This window comes from Arthrobacter sp. U41, from assembly GCF_001750145.1.
Taxonomy (GTDB): Bacteria; Actinomycetota; Actinomycetes; order Actinomycetales; family Micrococcaceae; genus Arthrobacter.
On the sequence record NZ_CP015732.1, the window covers coordinates 781,608 to 797,552 of the forward strand.

The 15,945-nt window shown below is 62.7% G+C and carries 17 protein-coding genes; 12 read left to right on the forward strand and 5 right to left on the reverse strand.

What is annotated here, in order from left to right:
• Positions 1-62 precede the first annotated feature (62 nt).
• The 11 genes from ASPU41_RS03735 to ASPU41_RS22510 all read left to right on the forward strand — a co-directional run bounded on the left by ASPU41_RS03735 (position 63) and on the right by ASPU41_RS22510 (position 10,642).
• A complete protein-coding gene (locus tag ASPU41_RS03735; protein WP_197515820.1) occupies positions 63-908 on the forward strand; it encodes an ABC transporter permease in 846 nt (281 codons plus the stop codon).
• Entirely contained in the window at positions 908-1,867 is a 960-nt protein-coding gene (locus ASPU41_RS03740) for a D-2-hydroxyacid dehydrogenase (RefSeq protein ID WP_083266347.1), read from the forward strand. The genes ASPU41_RS03735 and ASPU41_RS03740 overlap by 1 nt, the downstream gene beginning before the upstream one ends.
• 35 nt (positions 1,868-1,902) lie before the next feature.
• Positions 1,903-2,829 carry a D-2-hydroxyacid dehydrogenase gene (locus ASPU41_RS03745; RefSeq protein WP_197515750.1) on the forward strand — a complete coding sequence of 309 codons (927 nt, stop codon included), beginning with the start codon at positions 1,903-1,905 and terminating at the stop codon, positions 2,827-2,829.
• Positions 2,830-2,962: 133 nt separating this feature from the next.
• Positions 2,963-3,712 carry a fumarylacetoacetate hydrolase family protein gene (locus tag ASPU41_RS03750; RefSeq protein ID WP_231941164.1) on the forward strand — a complete coding sequence of 250 codons (750 nt, stop codon included), beginning with the start codon at positions 2,963-2,965 and terminating at the stop codon, positions 3,710-3,712.
• Between the two features lie 2 nt (positions 3,713-3,714).
• Entirely contained in the window at positions 3,715-4,989 is a 1,275-nt protein-coding gene (locus ASPU41_RS03755; RefSeq protein WP_069949785.1) for an amino acid deaminase, read from the forward strand.
• A gap of 14 nt (positions 4,990-5,003) precedes the next feature.
• On the forward strand, positions 5,004-5,384 hold the full coding sequence (locus ASPU41_RS03760) for a RidA family protein (RefSeq protein ID WP_069949786.1): 381 nt from the start codon (positions 5,004-5,006) through the stop codon (positions 5,382-5,384).
• Positions 5,377-6,990: an N-acyl-D-amino-acid deacylase family protein gene (locus ASPU41_RS03765; protein ID WP_069949787.1), complete on the forward strand. Its 1,614-nt coding sequence runs from the start codon at positions 5,377-5,379 to the stop codon at positions 6,988-6,990. The genes ASPU41_RS03760 and ASPU41_RS03765 overlap by 8 nt, the downstream gene beginning before the upstream one ends.
• Positions 6,987-8,213, forward strand: coding sequence for a hypothetical protein (locus ASPU41_RS03770; protein ID WP_069949788.1), 1,227 nt, complete (start codon positions 6,987-6,989; stop codon positions 8,211-8,213). Before ASPU41_RS03765 ends, ASPU41_RS03770 begins: the two co-directional genes overlap by 4 nt.
• Before the next feature lie 171 nt (positions 8,214-8,384).
• Positions 8,385-8,753 (forward strand): chorismate mutase, encoded by a 369-nt coding sequence (locus ASPU41_RS03775; RefSeq protein ID WP_069949789.1) that lies wholly within the window; start codon positions 8,385-8,387, stop codon positions 8,751-8,753.
• Positions 8,754-9,511: 758 nt separating this feature from the next.
• The gene (locus ASPU41_RS03780; RefSeq protein WP_069949790.1) at positions 9,512-10,384 is read left to right on the forward strand and encodes a hypothetical protein; all 873 of its coding nucleotides are present in this window, start codon (positions 9,512-9,514) and stop codon (positions 10,382-10,384) included.
• 75 nt (positions 10,385-10,459) lie between these two features.
• Positions 10,460-10,642: a hypothetical protein gene (locus ASPU41_RS22510; RefSeq protein WP_157356926.1), complete on the forward strand. Its 183-nt coding sequence runs from the start codon at positions 10,460-10,462 to the stop codon at positions 10,640-10,642.
• 182 nt (positions 10,643-10,824) lie between these two features.
• Here ASPU41_RS22510 and ASPU41_RS03785 read toward each other — a convergent pair whose 3' ends face one another.
• Together ASPU41_RS03785 and ASPU41_RS03790 are read right to left on the reverse strand one after the other, a co-directional pair.
• Positions 10,825-11,811 (reverse strand): IS3 family transposase, encoded by a 987-nt coding sequence (locus tag ASPU41_RS03785; RefSeq protein WP_231941082.1) that lies wholly within the window; start codon positions 11,809-11,811, stop codon positions 10,825-10,827.
• 17 nt (positions 11,812-11,828) lie between these two features.
• The gene (locus ASPU41_RS03790) at positions 11,829-12,332 is read right to left on the reverse strand and encodes a transposase (protein WP_197515666.1); all 504 of its coding nucleotides are present in this window, start codon (positions 12,330-12,332) and stop codon (positions 11,829-11,831) included.
• Between the two features lie 194 nt (positions 12,333-12,526).
• Between ASPU41_RS03790 and ASPU41_RS03795 the strand changes: the two genes are divergently transcribed.
• Positions 12,527-12,940 (forward strand): DUF6924 domain-containing protein, encoded by a 414-nt coding sequence (locus ASPU41_RS03795; protein WP_069949791.1) that lies wholly within the window; start codon positions 12,527-12,529, stop codon positions 12,938-12,940.
• Here ASPU41_RS03795 and ASPU41_RS03800 read toward each other — a convergent pair.
• From ASPU41_RS03800 to ASPU41_RS03810, 3 genes are read right to left on the reverse strand one after another with little or no spacing between them, the layout of a single operon-like run.
• On the reverse strand, positions 12,924-14,393 hold the full coding sequence (locus tag ASPU41_RS03800) for a Fis family transcriptional regulator (protein ID WP_069949792.1): 1,470 nt from the start codon (positions 14,391-14,393) through the stop codon (positions 12,924-12,926). The genes ASPU41_RS03795 and ASPU41_RS03800 overlap by 17 nt on opposite strands.
• On the reverse strand, positions 14,386-14,739 hold the full coding sequence (locus tag ASPU41_RS03805; RefSeq protein WP_069949793.1) for a helix-turn-helix domain-containing protein: 354 nt from the start codon (positions 14,737-14,739) through the stop codon (positions 14,386-14,388). Before ASPU41_RS03805 ends, ASPU41_RS03800 begins: the two co-directional genes overlap by 8 nt.
• Positions 14,732-15,823 (reverse strand): tyrosine-type recombinase/integrase, encoded by a 1,092-nt coding sequence (locus ASPU41_RS03810; RefSeq protein ID WP_069949794.1) that lies wholly within the window; start codon positions 15,821-15,823, stop codon positions 14,732-14,734. The genes ASPU41_RS03805 and ASPU41_RS03810 overlap by 8 nt, the downstream gene beginning before the upstream one ends.
• Between the last annotated feature and the right edge of the window lie 122 nt (positions 15,824-15,945).

The window sequence follows — 15,945 nt, forward strand, 5'->3', positions numbered from 1 at the left end:
TGAGTCAGACAATAACCCAAAGCGGCCCCCTGCCACGAGCTCGATCAGCCAAGAGCGGCGCGATGAGAAGTCTTGCGCGCAACCGGGCAGCCGTCGTGTCGTTTGCCGTCGTGCTGATCTTCACCCTGTTCGCCATCCTCTCGTCGGTGATCACCCCGTACGACCCCAACGTCGGAAACGTCGCCGACAGCCTGGTCTCGCCGTCGGGGGCCCATTGGCTCGGCACCGACGACCTCGGCCGTGACGTCTTCAGCCGGGTCATCGACGCATCGAAGATCGCTATGACGGTGTCGCTGCTATCGGTCGGCATCGCCCTGGTGATCGGGCTCGTCCTTGGTGTCATCGCCGGGTACACGGGCGGCGGTGTTGACGGCGTGATCAACCGCTCGCAAGACGTCCTCTTTGCCTTTCCTGAGCTGCTCCTCGCGATCATCATCGTCGCCGTCATGGGTCCCAGTCTTTTGAATGCCTCATTCGCGATCTCGCTGCTGTACATCCCCCGGTTTGTGCGCCTCAGCCGCTCAGCGACGCTACAGATCAAGACGAGCGAGTTCCTCGACGCGGCAAGACTGGCAGGCGTCCGGCCACTAAGGATTCTGTGGACCCATGTCGTACCGAACGTCTTCCCGTCCGTCATAGTGCTCGCCGCGCTCAGTATGTCCACGGCCCAGCTGGCCTACGCTTCGCTTGCCTTCCTCGGCCTCGGCGTGAGTCCTCCTCAGGCGGACTGGGGAGGGATGTTGTCGTCCGGGCGCAACTTCATCACGGTGGCGCCATGGATGGTGCTCGGGCCAAGTGTCGCGGTGGTAGCCCTAGTGCTCGCGTTCAACGTTCTCGGCGACGCGATCCGTGACGTGCTCGACCCGCGCAGCGAGAGCACTCGCGGTGCCGGGGTGCCAACAGTCTGATGGGAAAGAATTCGATGATAAGAGTTGTGGTCGACCCTGGATGCCCTGCGGGTGTTCCCGAGACCGTGGAGGCGATGCCGGGCCTGGACGTGGTCCTTGCGCCAGATCGAGATGCGGTCGCTGCAGAACTGGCAGCAGGTGCGGAGGTGCTCGTCACCTCGTACTGGAGAGACGACTTCCTGACGCAGAACCTGCGCTGGGTGGCGGGGAACGGCGCCGGCACCGAGCAGTATCCGCTGGAGCAGTTCAGGCGGAACGGTATCGAGCTCACGACGGCGCACGGCGTGCATGCCGCGTGCGTCGCTGAGCACGCGTTCGGGCTGCTTCTCGGCGTGACACGGGCAATCGGATTGGCCGGGCGGAACGCCGTGACGCACAGCTGGGCGCCCACGACGACGGACGAACTTGGCGGCAAGAAGATGGGGATCATCGGGCTCGGGCGCGTCGGCGAGGAGGTCGCCCGCAGAGCGATTGCGTGGGACATGGAGGTCGCCGGCCTCAAGCGGACGCCGGCGCGTTATGAAGGGTGCGTCTCGGTGGTCCGTGGGCCAGACGCTCTGCATGAGCTGTGCCGCTGGGCTGACGTCCTGATGATCACGGCCCCTGCAACGGACGAAACCCGCGGGCTGATCGGAACGGAAGAGCTCGCATTGCTGGGAGCGGGGTGGTTGGTGAATGTCGGTAGGGGGCCACTCGTCGACAGCGACGCCCTTCTCGTTGCACTACGTGACGGTGCGTTGCGCGGTGCGGGCATTGATGTGACCGATCCTGAGCCGCTGCCGCAGGATTCACCGCTCTGGGATCGCCCCGATCTCGTCATTACACCTCATATTGCGGGCGACGGCCCGAACTTCGCACCCAGATGGGCAAGGATTTTCGAGCGCAACCTGCATGCCTACGCCGGTGGCGGCAACTGGCAGAATCGGTTCGAGCACGTGGGGCCGGGGGCGGACGCATGACCACGCGGTTGGTGATGCTCCCCCCGCAGTCTGACTTGACACGCTCGTGGGCAGTCGAGCTCGCGGCCATCGACGGGCTGGAGGTGGTGATCGCTGAAGACGAGGGCGAGGCGACGGAACTGCTCCGCGGCGCCGAGGCCGCATACGGCACGCTCAACAGCAGGATGCTTGCAGTCGCCGGCAGGCTCAGGTGGCTCCAGGCCCCGATGGCTGCTCCGCCCCCCGGCTACTTCTTCGACGAACTCACCGTGCATCCCGTGACTGTGACCAACTTCAGGGGCATCTACAACGACCACGTTGCGACCCACGCCGTCGCACTCGTGCTGTCACTCGCCCGGAACATCCCCGTCTATGTCCGGCAGCAGGCTAACGGTGACTGGGACCGGCATCTGGCCGACTCCAGTGTCATGCACCTGCAGAATGCGACAGCACTTGTGGTCGGGGTCGGCGCGATCGGTGCAGAGATCTCTCGGATGCTCGCCGCATTCGGTGTCACCGTGCACGGGGTCGATCCGCAGCTGGCGGCCCCTCCCGACGGGGTGGTCGCCATGCACACCCCCGGGGAGCTCGATTCGCTGCTTCCGGGCGCCGACATTGTGCTCCTGACCCTGCCGCACACCCCGGAGAGCGAGGGACTCATCAACGCCCGCCGGATCTCCCTGATGCAACCCCACACGATGCTCGTCAATGTCGGCAGGGGTCCGACAGTCAGTCTCGAGGCCGTGAACGATGCCCTCGACCGCGGCGCCCTCGGCTCGGCCGCCCTCGATGTCTTTGAGGTCGAACCGCTCCCGCCCCAGCATCCGCTTTGGCGTCAACCCCGCGCGCTGCTGACACCCCATGTCGCCGTGGTCGGGCCCTACATCGACGATCGACGCCTGGGGGTGCTGAAGCGCAATGCAGAGGCATTCGTCCGGGGCGCGCCGCTCGAGAACATCGTGAACAAGACCCTCTGGTACTGACGGAATAGGTGGAAAAATGACAATGCATCTCGCAACGATCATCCGGAATGACGAAGCCAAAGCGGCCCTCGTGGACCCTCGGAGGGGGGTGGCTACGGTTGAAGACCTCGTCCCCGGGTTCAGCGGCGATGCCATGCTGCTTCTCGACGACAGACTCTTCACGGCGGCGTGTGCCGCTGCGGAGGACGCGCCCGAGGAGGTGTTCTCAGCGTGGGAGGACGTCGTCTTCACCGCACCGTACCGCTCGCCGCGCAAAATCTGGGGAATCGGCCTGAACTATCGGGCCCATGCCGGGGACCTGTCGGAAAACGTGCCGACGGAGCCGGCGTCATTTATCAAAGGCGACCACACGATCATCGGGCAGGACGGGCAGATAGTGCTTCCCGAGCAGAGCGGGCGGGTGACCGCAGAAGCCGAACTCGGCCTCGTGATCGGAAGCTACTGCCGCAATGTCTCAGAGGAAGAGGCGCTCGAATATGTTTGGGGAGTTGTTCCGATCCTTGACCAGACCGCAGAAGACATCCTTCAGCGCAACCCTCGCTTCTTGACACGCTCGAAGAATTTTCCGTCGTTCTTCTCGTTCGGCCCCGAAATCATTCCGCTCCATGAGGTGCTCGATGACCAGGGCAGCCTCGATAACGTTGTCGTGAAGACGGTGCGCAACGGCGAGGTCTGGCGAGAGAACACAATCTCGCAGATGACGTTCTCTCCCGCTTTCCTGGTGAGCTTCCACAGCAAGATCATGCCGTTGTACCCTGGAGACATCATCTCTCCAGGAACCCCAGGGGCAGCTGTCATCCGTGCAGGGGACGTGGTCGAAAGCAGCATTCCCGGGGTCGGAACACTCCGGAACACGGTCGTCGCGCCGAACACGGTCGCTTGATCATGGAACTCTCGGCCCTCGGGCAGACGACGCTCAACTGGAGATACAAAGGAGTTCCGCTCGGCGAGACGATAACGTTGTCCGAGATCGGAACCCGCGGCTGGAACGTGGCCGCCGGCGATCTCTCGCTCCCTGTCACCACTCTTCGTGTCGAAGCGGTCCGTCACAACGTCGCAGCGATGGCTGCCTATTGCGAACGAAACGGTGTTTCGCTCGCTCCCCACGGCAAGACAACGATGAGCCCGCAGCTGTTTGGTTGGCAGCTTGAAGCCGGTGCGTGGGCGATGACAGCCGCCACGCCCGGACAGGTTCAGATCATGCGTCATTTCGGGGTTCCCCGCGTCATCCTGGCAAACGAACTCGTCGAAGCGGACGCCCTGCGCTGGGTCGGCAAGGAGCTTGAGGACGACGACGGTTTCGAGCTCATCTGCCTCGTCGACTCGATCGAGACGGTTGCGTTGATGGATGCGGCGCTCGACGGTGTGCTCACGACGCGGCGTCTGCCGGTATTGCTCGAGGTCGGCGTCGCAGGGGGACGGACAGGCATACGCGACCTTGAGGATGCCCGTCGCTTGGCTAAATCGGTCGCCGCATCGCGAACGCTCGATCTGGTCGGTGTCGAAACCTACGAGGGGCTGGCAGGCCGGTCCGCGTCCGTCGAAGATATCGCCGCCGTCGATGACCTGCTCAGCGCTGTGCGCGAGCTCGTGATCTCCCTGTCCACTTCGGGGCTTTTCGCGCGAAACGAGGTGATCGTGAGCGCAGGGGGCAGCGTATATTTCGATCGTGTGGTCGAGAGCTTCAGGAACTGGCCGTTCGGAGAGGTTCCCCACATCGTCCTGAGAAGCGGATGCTACATCTCGCACGACGCGGGACGATATCACCGACTGTCACCGCTTGACGGCAGACGCGAATCCGACGAGACGCTGAGCCTGTGGAATGCCCTGGAGTCGTGGGCCGTCGTGCTCTCGGTCCCTGAGCCCGGACTCGTTATTCTCGGCACGGGAAAGCGGGACGTTCCATACGACGTCGACCTGCCGACGCCCATGCGCGTTCACCGCAAGAACGGCTCTGTCTCGGAACTTGAGAACTGCCACATTACCGGGCTGATGGACCAGCACGCCTTCATGTCGGTCGAGGCCTCGCTGTCGATCGCTCCCGGAGACATCGTCGCACTGGGGCTCTCGCACCCGTGCGGCGCATTCGACAAAATGCCCTTCATCCCGCTAGTCGACGACGCCTGGAACGTCGTCGACGGCGTCCTCACGTTCTTCTGACCAGGAGGTCACCCATGACTCGAATCTCGATCCCCGTCACCGACGGCCCGGCGCCAGGCGGCCCGTACTCCGCCAGTGTGCGTATCGGCAACGTCGTCGCCGTCGCCGGGCAGTGCGGCTACCTTCCCGATCGTTCACTCGTCGACGGAGTCACCGCGCAGACCAGGGTGACGATGCAGAACGTCGACTCTGCCCTTGCCGCCGCCGGCGCGAGCCTCGACGACGTCATCAGTACCAGCGTCTACCTGACCGACGTTGACGACTTCGCCGCGTTCAACGAGGTATATGCCCCCTTCTTCGCGGAGCCGTACCCGGCCCGGACCACGATCTACTGCGGGCTTCGCCCCGGCGTCCTGGTCGAAGTGAGCGTCATGGCGGTCCTCCCGGATGCGTGACATCGTCTTTCGCGGGGCGAGCGTCGTTGACGGCACGGGCGCTGCCGCTTTCACGGCCGATGTCTCTGTGGCCGACGGGAGGATCGATACCGTCGGTTCGGTTGCCCGCGGCTCGGCTGTTTCCGTCGACGCGCGCGGGATGGTATTGAGCCCCGGTTTCATCGATCTCCACACACACTCGGACTTCGCGCTGCCGATTTACCCCCGGGCATCTTCGATGACGCGTCAGGGCGTGACGACCCAGCTCACAGGCAACTGCGGCTTTTCGCCGTTCCCCGTCGTCGACGCACGGGCAGACATGCTGCGGGAGTACAGCGGGTTTCTCGATGCAGGGTTGCCGTGGGGCAGTTGGAGCAGCGCGTCGGAATACCTGAAGCTGTTGGACGCGCTGCCTCTCGCTGGGAACGTCGCCTGTCTGGTCGGGCACGGCACGGTGCGGATGGCTGTGATGGGCTTCGACACCGGGGTCCCGGACCCCTCCCAGCTCGAGGCGATGCGGGCCTTCGTCGAGGAGGGGATGCAGGCAGGGACCTTCGGTGTTTCGACGGGCCTCACCTACGCTCCCGCCAGCGCAGCGGCCATAGAGGAACTGGTCGCCGTCGCCGCGGCAGTGGCACCCTACGGCGGTTTCTACGCCACCCATATCAGGAGTGAGGCCACGACGCTCCTCGAGGCGGTGGCAGAGGCACTGGAAGTCGGGCGGCGAGGGCACGTTCCCGTGCAGCTAAGCCACCACAAAATCATGGGGCGCGACAACTGGCCAAAGCTCGCTGCATCCCTGGCGCTCATCGAATCAGCACGCGCAGATGGCCTCGACGTAATGCTCGACCAGTACCCATACACCGCCGGAAGCACGACCCTCGCAGTCATCCTCCCCCGCTGGGCGCTCGTCGGCGGCGTCGCGGCCATGCGGCAACGCCTCGCGAGCCCTGAAAACCGTGCGGAGATCCGTGCCGTGATCGCCGACCAACGACCGGAAGACCTCGTCGCGGGGCTGCGCGTGTTCGAACCAGACTTCGTCGTCATCGCAGAGGTCCCGGAGGGGCCGCTCGCCGAGTACATCGGCCTGACGGTCACGGATGTGGCGAGACGACGGAATCAGGAACCGGTGGACACGGTTCTCGACCTTCTGGCCGCAGCGGGTGGCGACATCCTCACTGTGGTGCACGGCCAATCAGAGGAAAACCTCAGGACGATCATGGCGAACGAGTTCACCGCGATTGCGAGCGACGGATGGACGCTCAGCCCGGAGGCCGGGGGGCGCCCACACCCCCGCAACTACGGCACATACGCGAGGGTCCTCGGCCGGTATGTTCGGGAGGAGCAGGTTTTGGGCCTCGAAGACGCCGTGCGGAAGATGACTTCGCTTCCCGCGTCTCGCATGGGCCTCAGCGACCGCGGGGTGATCAGAGAGGGGGCAGCAGCGGATCTTGTGCTGTTCGACCCGTCAACCGTCGCCGACCGGGCCGACTTCGACCGGCCGCACCAGTTCTCGGCGGGCGTGCGCACCGTTGTTGTCAACGGAAGAATCGTCATCGACGACGGCGAAGACACAGGAGCGGTCTCAGGAACGGTACTCCGCAAGAACGACAGGGGCAGAGCATGAAATCGTCGATGTTCGTCTTCGGCACAGACATCGTCGGCGAGGGGGTCGAGACGGTACTCGACAACATCACCTCGCGGGCTGCTGTCGACACCATCTCGTTCTCGGCGACATACCATAACGCCAGAGACGTCTTCCCGCACAACCCCCGCTATCGGGTCTATCGGCACGAGGGAGACATCGCCTGGTTCAAGCCGAGGGAGAAGTTGTACCCGGCCGGAACGGCGCCTCCGCTCGCTCGTGACGCAGAAGGCGCAAACGTGCTCGGTCTGGTGACGGAGGCCGCCCAGCGACGTGGCGCGGACGTGAATGCATGGACTATCTACTCTCATAATTCAAGATTGAGCAAGAATGTGCCTAGCAGTGGTGTCAGGAACGTCTTCGGTGACAGGATGCGGGGCGATCTGTGCCCGTCGAATCCGCTCGTGCAGGACCATTTCGCCGCGCTCACGGCCGACATCTGCAGCTACCCGATCTCGACTTTGTTGGCAGAGTGCCTGCACTACCGGTCATTTGAACACGGCGAGCACCACGAAAGGTACATGATCGACATCCCTGGCCATGTGCGCTCTGCGCTCGGGCTTTGCTTCTGCGAGTCATGTGCCGCAAAGGCGACCCTGCACGGCGTTGACGTGCCATTTCTCGAGACCGCGCTCCCTCACGCCATCGACGCGGCGCTCGCCGGGGCGACGGGGGACTTCGAGGCTTCGCTGGCTGAGGAGCTCGAACGATTTGCGGCTTCGAGGGTCGCGACGGTCACCGCGCTGACCAAAGACATTACGAGTGTTGCCACGGCTCACGGAGTACGGCTCAGTTTCATTGACCACTCGGGAGCGATGTCGCACGTGATGACCGATGTCACCCCTGAGGAGGCGACGTCCACGGCGGCACGGCGGCTCGGAATCGATCCGCGGGCTGCAGCGGGTGCTGCTGATGAGTATCTTGCCCTGATCTACACGGATGACCCTCAGCGAGCGGATATGATGATGAGGGGATACCGTGCCCTGCTCGGTGAAGCCGTGCCGATTTCCTACGGGATCAGACCGCTCAAGCCTGACTGCGCTGACGAGGGCAATCTCGCGGCCAAGGTCTCCGCCGCGCATGCCGCAGGGGCAGATCGGGTTGACTTTTATCACTACGCGATGATGCCGCTCGAACGACTTGACTGGATCGCCCGAGCGCTCGATGGCACGAAGAGCTCGCCTGCGGGCAGCTTTACATCATGAATCCTGGACTGCTGCTGCCAGGCGATTCAGAAGCCACGGACACGCTGATGAACGTAAGTCGAATACGGCCCTGTGTGGAAATCCGTTCCGCCCCCAGCCGCAGTTCCCACGGACGGGGGCGCACGACGTCCTGTGCCAGACGGTGCTCGGCTCAAGCTGAAAGATTTGGTTATGTCATCTCCCGATTCGCCATACCCCGCCAGCGGGAATGCGGCCGCAGAACTTGCTCAACTTCGAGCTAACGTGGACAGCATCGACTGCGCGCTAGTCCAAATCCTGGGGGTGCGGTTCAACATCACCCGACAAGTGAGCGAGCTCAAAGCGAAACATTCGCTCCCTGCCTCAGATCCTCAGCGCGAGGCCAAGCATTTGAACGAGCTCCGCACGTTGGCTGCCGCGCGAGGGCTCGAAGCTTCGGTGCTGGATCCGGTCTTTTCACTAATATACGGCCGCGTTGTGCGCTCACACCAGGACGTTGCCGCCTGGCACCGGATCCACGACGAGAAGGACCTTCCTCGACCGCACGATTACGAGAGATAAACGAAGAATCACGAAGATGCGCCAGAACGATTTCGTCACACCAGTTCGCGGCCCGGCGCAGCGGCGCGACGCTTTTGAAAACCTGATGCACGAGAACCGCAAGTTGGCCCTCCTCCGAGTTTGCCGCCAACGCGGAGGATTCCCCGCAGAGTACGACGAGGCCGACGCCGAGCCGCACTCGGGGCGAAGCTCGCCGCGAAATACTGAGCTGGAGCAAGGATTTCACGCAGGCCTTGGACTGGTCGACGCCGCCCTTGGCGAAGTGGCTCGTCGAAGGCGAGGTCAACGGGACTTACAAGGCTCTCGACCGCGTCGCCTTCGTGATCCCGCGCGGCGACGCCGTGGACACTGGAGACGCGATCGTGCAGGAACTCTGGAACCACATCAGCAAGGAGATCGGACCGATCGCCAGGCCCATGAACTGACGCAACAGTAGCGGTTCCGTCCCAAGGGAATACGAGCATGCGAACATTTTCGCATCTCCGCGGGGCCATGCCGAGCAGCTTCTCAGCCGCTCTAGCGCCACTCCCCGTCGAATTTTGAGCGCCGATAATGACCTTATGTCGGCGAGTATCCGATGAATCGCATCTGGTGAGAATTCGACGGACATTGATACCATCCCCCATTCGGTGCTCGGCGTGGGGTGAGCTTTCGGCGCGGAATCTTTGCGGGTTGGCGTAGCCGGTCCTCGCAGTGGCTTCCCCCTCTCGACGGCGCGCCAGCCGGTCGAGTCACAAGGGCCGCCGTAGGCTTCATGAGTGCAAAAACTTCATGAGGCCGTTGAGTTCTTTGGCCGTTGGTGGAAGACCTTCCTGACCATCGTCGGTGCGGTCATGGTCTTCATTGCGGGTTTTTTTGCTTTCCTCGGTGAGGATGACCCGGCACTAAGGGGTTGGTTAATCGCGCTCGGCCTCGTCGGTACGGGCCTTGCCGTCACCCTGTCCGTCAGCGAAACAAGAACGACCCATCGAAAGATCGTGGCACTGACAGCTGATCTCGATAGGGAGAAAACAAACGCGGCGCAGGCGGTAGAGGACGCGAAGCGCGAAGGGCGTGAGGAGTTCCTGCTTGTTGTGGACTTCGCGATCAGACCGCTGTTGGAGAAGCTCGGGCCTTTAGTACGATCTCGCTGGGCCGCAACGAGGATTAACCTTGCAACCGAGCTGAAACAGACGGCCCTCTCGGCGCTGAAGGAAGTGATCGACCCGTCGGTCCCGCGGCTTCGAGCGAACTATTTCAAGTTGAAGTACCCGCCGTCCCAAGACCAGGGTCCTTATCTTCAAGATGCTGCCTCAACCGCTACGGCCCCAAGGGATCGTTTCGACTTGGGCAATAAATCGTCTGAGTCTGACGCTATCCTCGAAATGCTGGCAAAGAACGCATACATCTTTACCCCCGATTGGGTGACGGACCCGCCAGCAGGCTTCGACACGACCCGCGAACGTAGCTATCGAACCTTCATCTCGGCGGCCGCTTCTGACGGCATGGACGTCGATGGAATGATCTCGGTAGACTCTCCGGAGAGTGGGAGTCTGAGCGAAGCCGACGCGGTGGTGGTCCAACTAGTGGGCACCATCATCGCTATATCGGAAGCTGTAAGGGACAACAAGAGGAACGACACAGAGGTGTAGTTGGCCTTAGTATGTCTAGGCCAAGGCTTGGACATATACAGTACGATTGGTAGACAACGTGAGGGAGCGTGGCCCATGGCAGTAGCACTGAAAGTGACCTCTAGTCGCGTCGAAGAGATGCAAAAGAATCCCCAAGAATACTTCCGAAAGGCGCGCGAAATAGCGCGCAAGCGGGCAGTCGCCCAGTTGAAAGCCGAGCAGCAACAGCGTGCAAATCGCAGTCGCCAGCAAAGCGGCCAGCGCTTGGCCGCTGGCTAACCGAGGATTCAACCACCAAGAGGCTCCGTCAGATGGCGGGGGCTCTTGTGTGTCCAGAGGTCGATCGAGCGACTCTCCTACCGATATTGAGTCGCCTCAAGCTTTGTGACTCGCTATGGCTGTACTTCGGCCTCTGCCGGCCTTGACTTACGTCCTTTATCAGGCCCTCGGAATTTGTCAAATCAAATGAGACGTAGTGGTTGTTGTAAATGCACCGAGGGCGCGGCTCTTTTTGCCGGGTCGTTGATCGCCGCCTTCAGCGGCAGCGGAGGTGCGGCAGGACGGCGGACAAACCGCTCGGGATGCGCGCCGTACGCCCGGTCCAGGGTGTGCTGGCGTTGTTCACGCACGTCCTCGGCTGTGCCGTAGTGCACGCTGGCCGGGGTGTGATAGCCGATCCCGGAATGCCTGTGCTCGTGGTTGTAGTAGGCGGTGAATCCTTCCATCCAGGTCCTGGCCTCGTTCACGGAGTCGAACCGTTCCGGGTAGTCAGAGGTGTATTTCATGGTCTTGAATTGGGCCTCGCTGAACGGATTGTCATTCGATGTATGGGCTCGGGAATGCGACCTGGTGATATCCATGTCCACCAGCATCGAGGCAAGGGCTTTGGACGTCATCGCCGCCCCACCATCGGCGTGCAGGTACCCCGGAGGGTTACCACCGGTCTCGGCGACAATCTCCTGCACGAGGTCCGCGGCCAGCTGGCCGTCCTCGATACGCTCGATGCGCCAGCCCACCACGTAACGGGAAAAAATATCCAGCACCACGTAGGCGTGATACCAGATTCCCTTCGCCGGGCCACGCATCTTCGTTATATCCCAGGACCACACTTCGCACGGTTTTGTGGCCATGAGCTCCGGAATCACCTTGGTCGGATGAGTGGCTTGCCGTCGGCGTTCCCCGCCCATCTTCGCGTCCGCCAGCACGCGATACATGGTGCGCTGCGAACACCAGTACCGCCCCTCGTCCAGCTCACGGACATAGACCTGGGTCGGTGAAAGGTTCGCGTAGTCTTGGCGGTTGAGCACCGACAGGATCTCGGCACGCTCGGCCGGCGAGAGCTCCGCCGGGTGCTGGGCCTTGGGCCAGGGCCCGTGCATCCGGGGCTTGGGCGCGGCCTGCCGGTGATGGGTGGCCCGGGAGCGGCCCACCAGCCTGCAGGCCCTCACCACCCCGAGGTGCCCGGTCAGTTCCGTTGCGGTTGCTGATTGCCACGACTGGTGTGCGGTGCTGGTGATTGCGCGTTCTTCGATGAGAGAGCTTCCAAGAACGCGACTCCTTTTCCCAAGGTATCCAGGGCGGCATCCGAGGAAGCCAACTTCCCGCGGGTCCGCTCGTGTGCGGCCCGCTCCGCGACCAGGTCCTTGGTCAGCTGGGCGATCTGGGCCTGCTCGTCCGTGTTCTTCGGCCGGCCCCGGCGTGCCGCCGGCTTCGCGAGCCTGCCCGCATCGAACGCGGCCCGCCATTCCTGGATATGGGAATCGTAGAGCCGTTCGCGGCGTAGCACTGCGCCCTTGGAACCGTTCGGTGCCGCATCGTATTCCTGGACGATCGCGCGTTTGAACTCGGCGGTAAAGGTCCTGCGTGCCGACCGGTTGGAACGCGGGCCCTGCTCCGCTGATCCTTGGTCCTGGCTGGCTATTTCTTCCGGTACGGGCTGTCCAGTCCCTGCTGGTGTGGATGTATTCATGGTGAAGTTTCCCTCCTGCCTCCAGCCTCTATTCTCGTTCAAGAAGCGGTCTCTAACGAGTCTGGCCGATAGGGCCTCCCCTAGCAGATTCAAACTGGCATGCGCGGGTATTCACGAGCCGGGAGTAGGTGCGCGGTGCTAACAACATGAGTCGTTTCTCGGACCGGCCCTGATTCGCATGGTTGGATAGCGGCATGCCGATTCTTCCAAGCACAGAGAATTCACTTTTGGTCCGTACGAGCTTCGCCGATGCCGAAGCTTGGGCCGATGCGCTTTCCGTTGTCCGGACTGAAAACGAAGACGGTTTCCGTGCCTACGTGGAAGTCGTTGACGATAATGCCTGGGAAGACGCTGATTGGGAGCAGGTCCGTCGTGCGGCTCTGGCAACCGACGAACAAGCAGCCGTCCTCTTCATTGTGGACAGCGCCGCTCTAGAACCGGACTATCCGGTGTTGGTAGTTGACTTGGGCGACTTGTCGCATGAACCGTTCCGGTGCGTTGCCAGTGAACTTTGGGGAGTCGATAACAACTTGAACATCGCCAACATGGACTGGGAAGAGTTCGCCGACATGACCGAGAGTGATGGGGTTTTTAGGGGTTTTGCCTGACAGCTCTTGCTGCAGCGACGTACTGGGCGTAAGCGGCGGCCGAACCGGTGGCGTGGCGTTCGATGGTGGTAGGCGAGTAGCCCAAGGTTTCGGCGATGATGGCCACGGGTGCGAGTTTGGTGAGTTCGTGGAGGGTTCCGAGTCGCGCCGCCCGGGTGCTGAACAACTTGCTGAGACGGGTTGTGAGGTGTCCGGGGTGGATGTGACGCCCAGGTGAGGCTCCGCGGAATACCCACTTGCTACTGGGGTGTGAGGCGGTCAGGTCGTGGCCCGGGTTTGCGGCGAGTTCGCGCCATGGCTCGGCCAGCGGATCCGGTAGTGCGATCCGGGTGGCCCCGAGCTGGATGGCCACCAGTTCTTCGGTGACGGTCACATCGTTCCAGGTCAGTCGTGCGATGTTTTCAGCCTGTTGTCCGAAGACGAGGATGAGGATCGCGGCGGCCCTGTCACGTGACTCGAGTCCGTCTTCGTGGATGACTCGTTTGAGTGCTTCATCCTGTCCGGGCTTGGCGAGTCGTGGGCTGGTGCCGCGCCGGTGCGGAACGATGATTAGCCCGGATGGGGCGGCTTTGGACTTGATGGCCCATTTGAGGAAGCGCTCAGCGATGCGCCGGGTTGTCGGACCCTCGGCTTGCCATACGTCGAGGGGGGATTGCTGCAGCTCGGGAAGTTTGATGTCATGTCCGGTGAGCCAGTTGAGGAGGTCTATGGCCACGGTGACTTCCTGTTTGGCGCGAAGGAAGGTGCCGCGGCTGACTTCGTCCATGTGGTTCATCCGTCGTTGGTGGTGCCAGCGGATGTAGCGGCGGACCACTTCCCGGTTCTGCGGGTCACTGACGCGTTCGAGGGCTTCCGCAGCCCACCTGTCATAGCGCATCCCGAGTTCGTCGCGTTGGGGGAGCACCCCATGTTCCGTGAGGAGGCCGCGGACGTAGTCGCGGGTGCGTGAGTCGGGCAGCTCGTCGAAAGTCTCGTGGGTGATCCTTGGTGCGACCGCGAGGTTGCGGAGGAATGCGGTGACGTGCTTTTGGCGGATCCAGGTCATGCCGCTGTTGGCCCGTTTCATCGACTTCAGCGCTGCCGCCAGCGGGATTAGTTCCGTGGCGATGGCTCCCGTGGCCGGGTCGGTGAGCAGGTCATCTACGACATTGCCGAGGACGCAGGTCCAGCAGCGCCCGCCGCTGTGAAGTTCGTCCTCGGCTCCGCAGGTCCGGCAGTCGACGTTGAGTCGGATGCCTGAGCATCGACGGCAGGCGGGTTGGTTATCGATGAGGCCGGGCAGGACGCCCTCGTGCCCGCAGGCGCAGATTCCTCGCGTGCGTTTGGCTTGCTGGTAGCAGTAGCCGCAGACTCCGCCGTCGGGCCATCGTGCGACGGTTTGGTGGTGCTGGCCGCAGCGGTTGCAGGGGACCGGCCAGCGGATGGGGTCCTCTGCTTTGCGTGGCCTACTCACCGTCCTCGGGTGTGACGAGGCGGATGCGCTTGGCTATCGGGTTACCTGGTTGGATTCCGAGGTCTTCGCTGCGCTGTGGTGCGTTGGCTGTCGCCGCGGCGCGCATCTCAACGAATGGTTCGAACAGGTCGTTCGGGGTGCAGTCCAGGATGTCGCAGAGCGCCGCGAATGTTCTGGCCGGGATGCGTTCCGGCGTGGCGGTGACCAGCCGGTAGACCTGGCTTTCGGAGAGATTGATTCCGCGGGATCTCAGAAGGGGCATCAACTCGGTGGTCTTCCAGAGGTTGCGCTTGGCCATGAGGGCACGCAAATTCCACCGGTAGCCGATCCGGCGTTGTTCAGGCATCTGGGTCCTCCAAGGTCGTGATGCGGCGTGCGATCATCTGCTGCACGGTTTTCTGCTTGAAGTCCGACGATACCGATGTGTAGAGGCCGGTGGTCGAGGCGTACGAGTGACCAACCTGGGTCTGCACGAATGCCGGGTCGTAGCCGGCTTCGATCAGGTGGGTCACATATGAATGCCTGAGGCAGTGCAGCCCCAGTTCCTTGGGCAACCCAACGGCGTCCCGTGCCGCTGCGAAGGCATCCCCGAAAGAACCAAGAGACATCCGGGCGCCCCGCTCGCTCGGCCAGAGAGCTGATGACCGGTCCGCTGTTGCGAAATTCGCCCGCATCCCGCCGGATGTCCACGTCCTCAGCTGATCCACGACCCAGTCGAACTCCGGCACGGTCAGAACGGTGCGTCGCCTGGGCCCGGAACCTGCCGTGCCTTTGGCAAACCGCACCTGGATGGCACCGAAGCGGCCATAGTCGGTGACGTGGGGATTCGGGCCGAAGTCCTCCAGATCCAGCATGGTCATCTCGCGCCGGCGAAGCCCATAGGCGTAGCAGACTTTGAACGCCACCGAATCACGGAACAGGGGCAGCCAGCGCTTGCTGCCGGCCGCGTATTCACGGTCGACGAGATCGTCGATGTAATCGAAAAGCCTTTGCAGTTCCGCCTTGGTGAACGCCCGGCGCTGTGCCGGGACGGCGTCATCGGTCGTGTGCCTGGGCGTGTTCCATTCAAAGCAGATCTGGCTTGGAATATCGCCGAAAGTGCGTTCGCAGAACTCACCCCATCCATAGCCAGGATGCGTCAGGTAGGAGCAGAACATCGCCACGGCATTGCTGTACGAGCGCAGCGTCTTCAGGCTGATCGGCTTCTCACCGGAACGCAGTCCTGCCAGGAAATCATCAACGTCTGCCGGCCTCCATTGCCACGGAAATTCACCCGTGAATCCCTGGAACCGTTCCAGCAGCTGACAGCGCTGCTTGATGGTCTGCGCCGTGAGCCCACGGGCCAGCATCTGTGCCCGCCAGCCATCCAGCATGGCCGTGAAAACCCGCTCGTCAGCTCGAAACAGCCCAACAGCCGGATCCACCAGCATCCGCGGGACGAAACCCGGAACGGCACTACTCACTGCAACCCCTAAACCGTGGAAACATGCATTAGATGCAGGAAACCTATAGCTTTCGGCCACAGAGGATCAAATCCAGATGACGTGCCTTG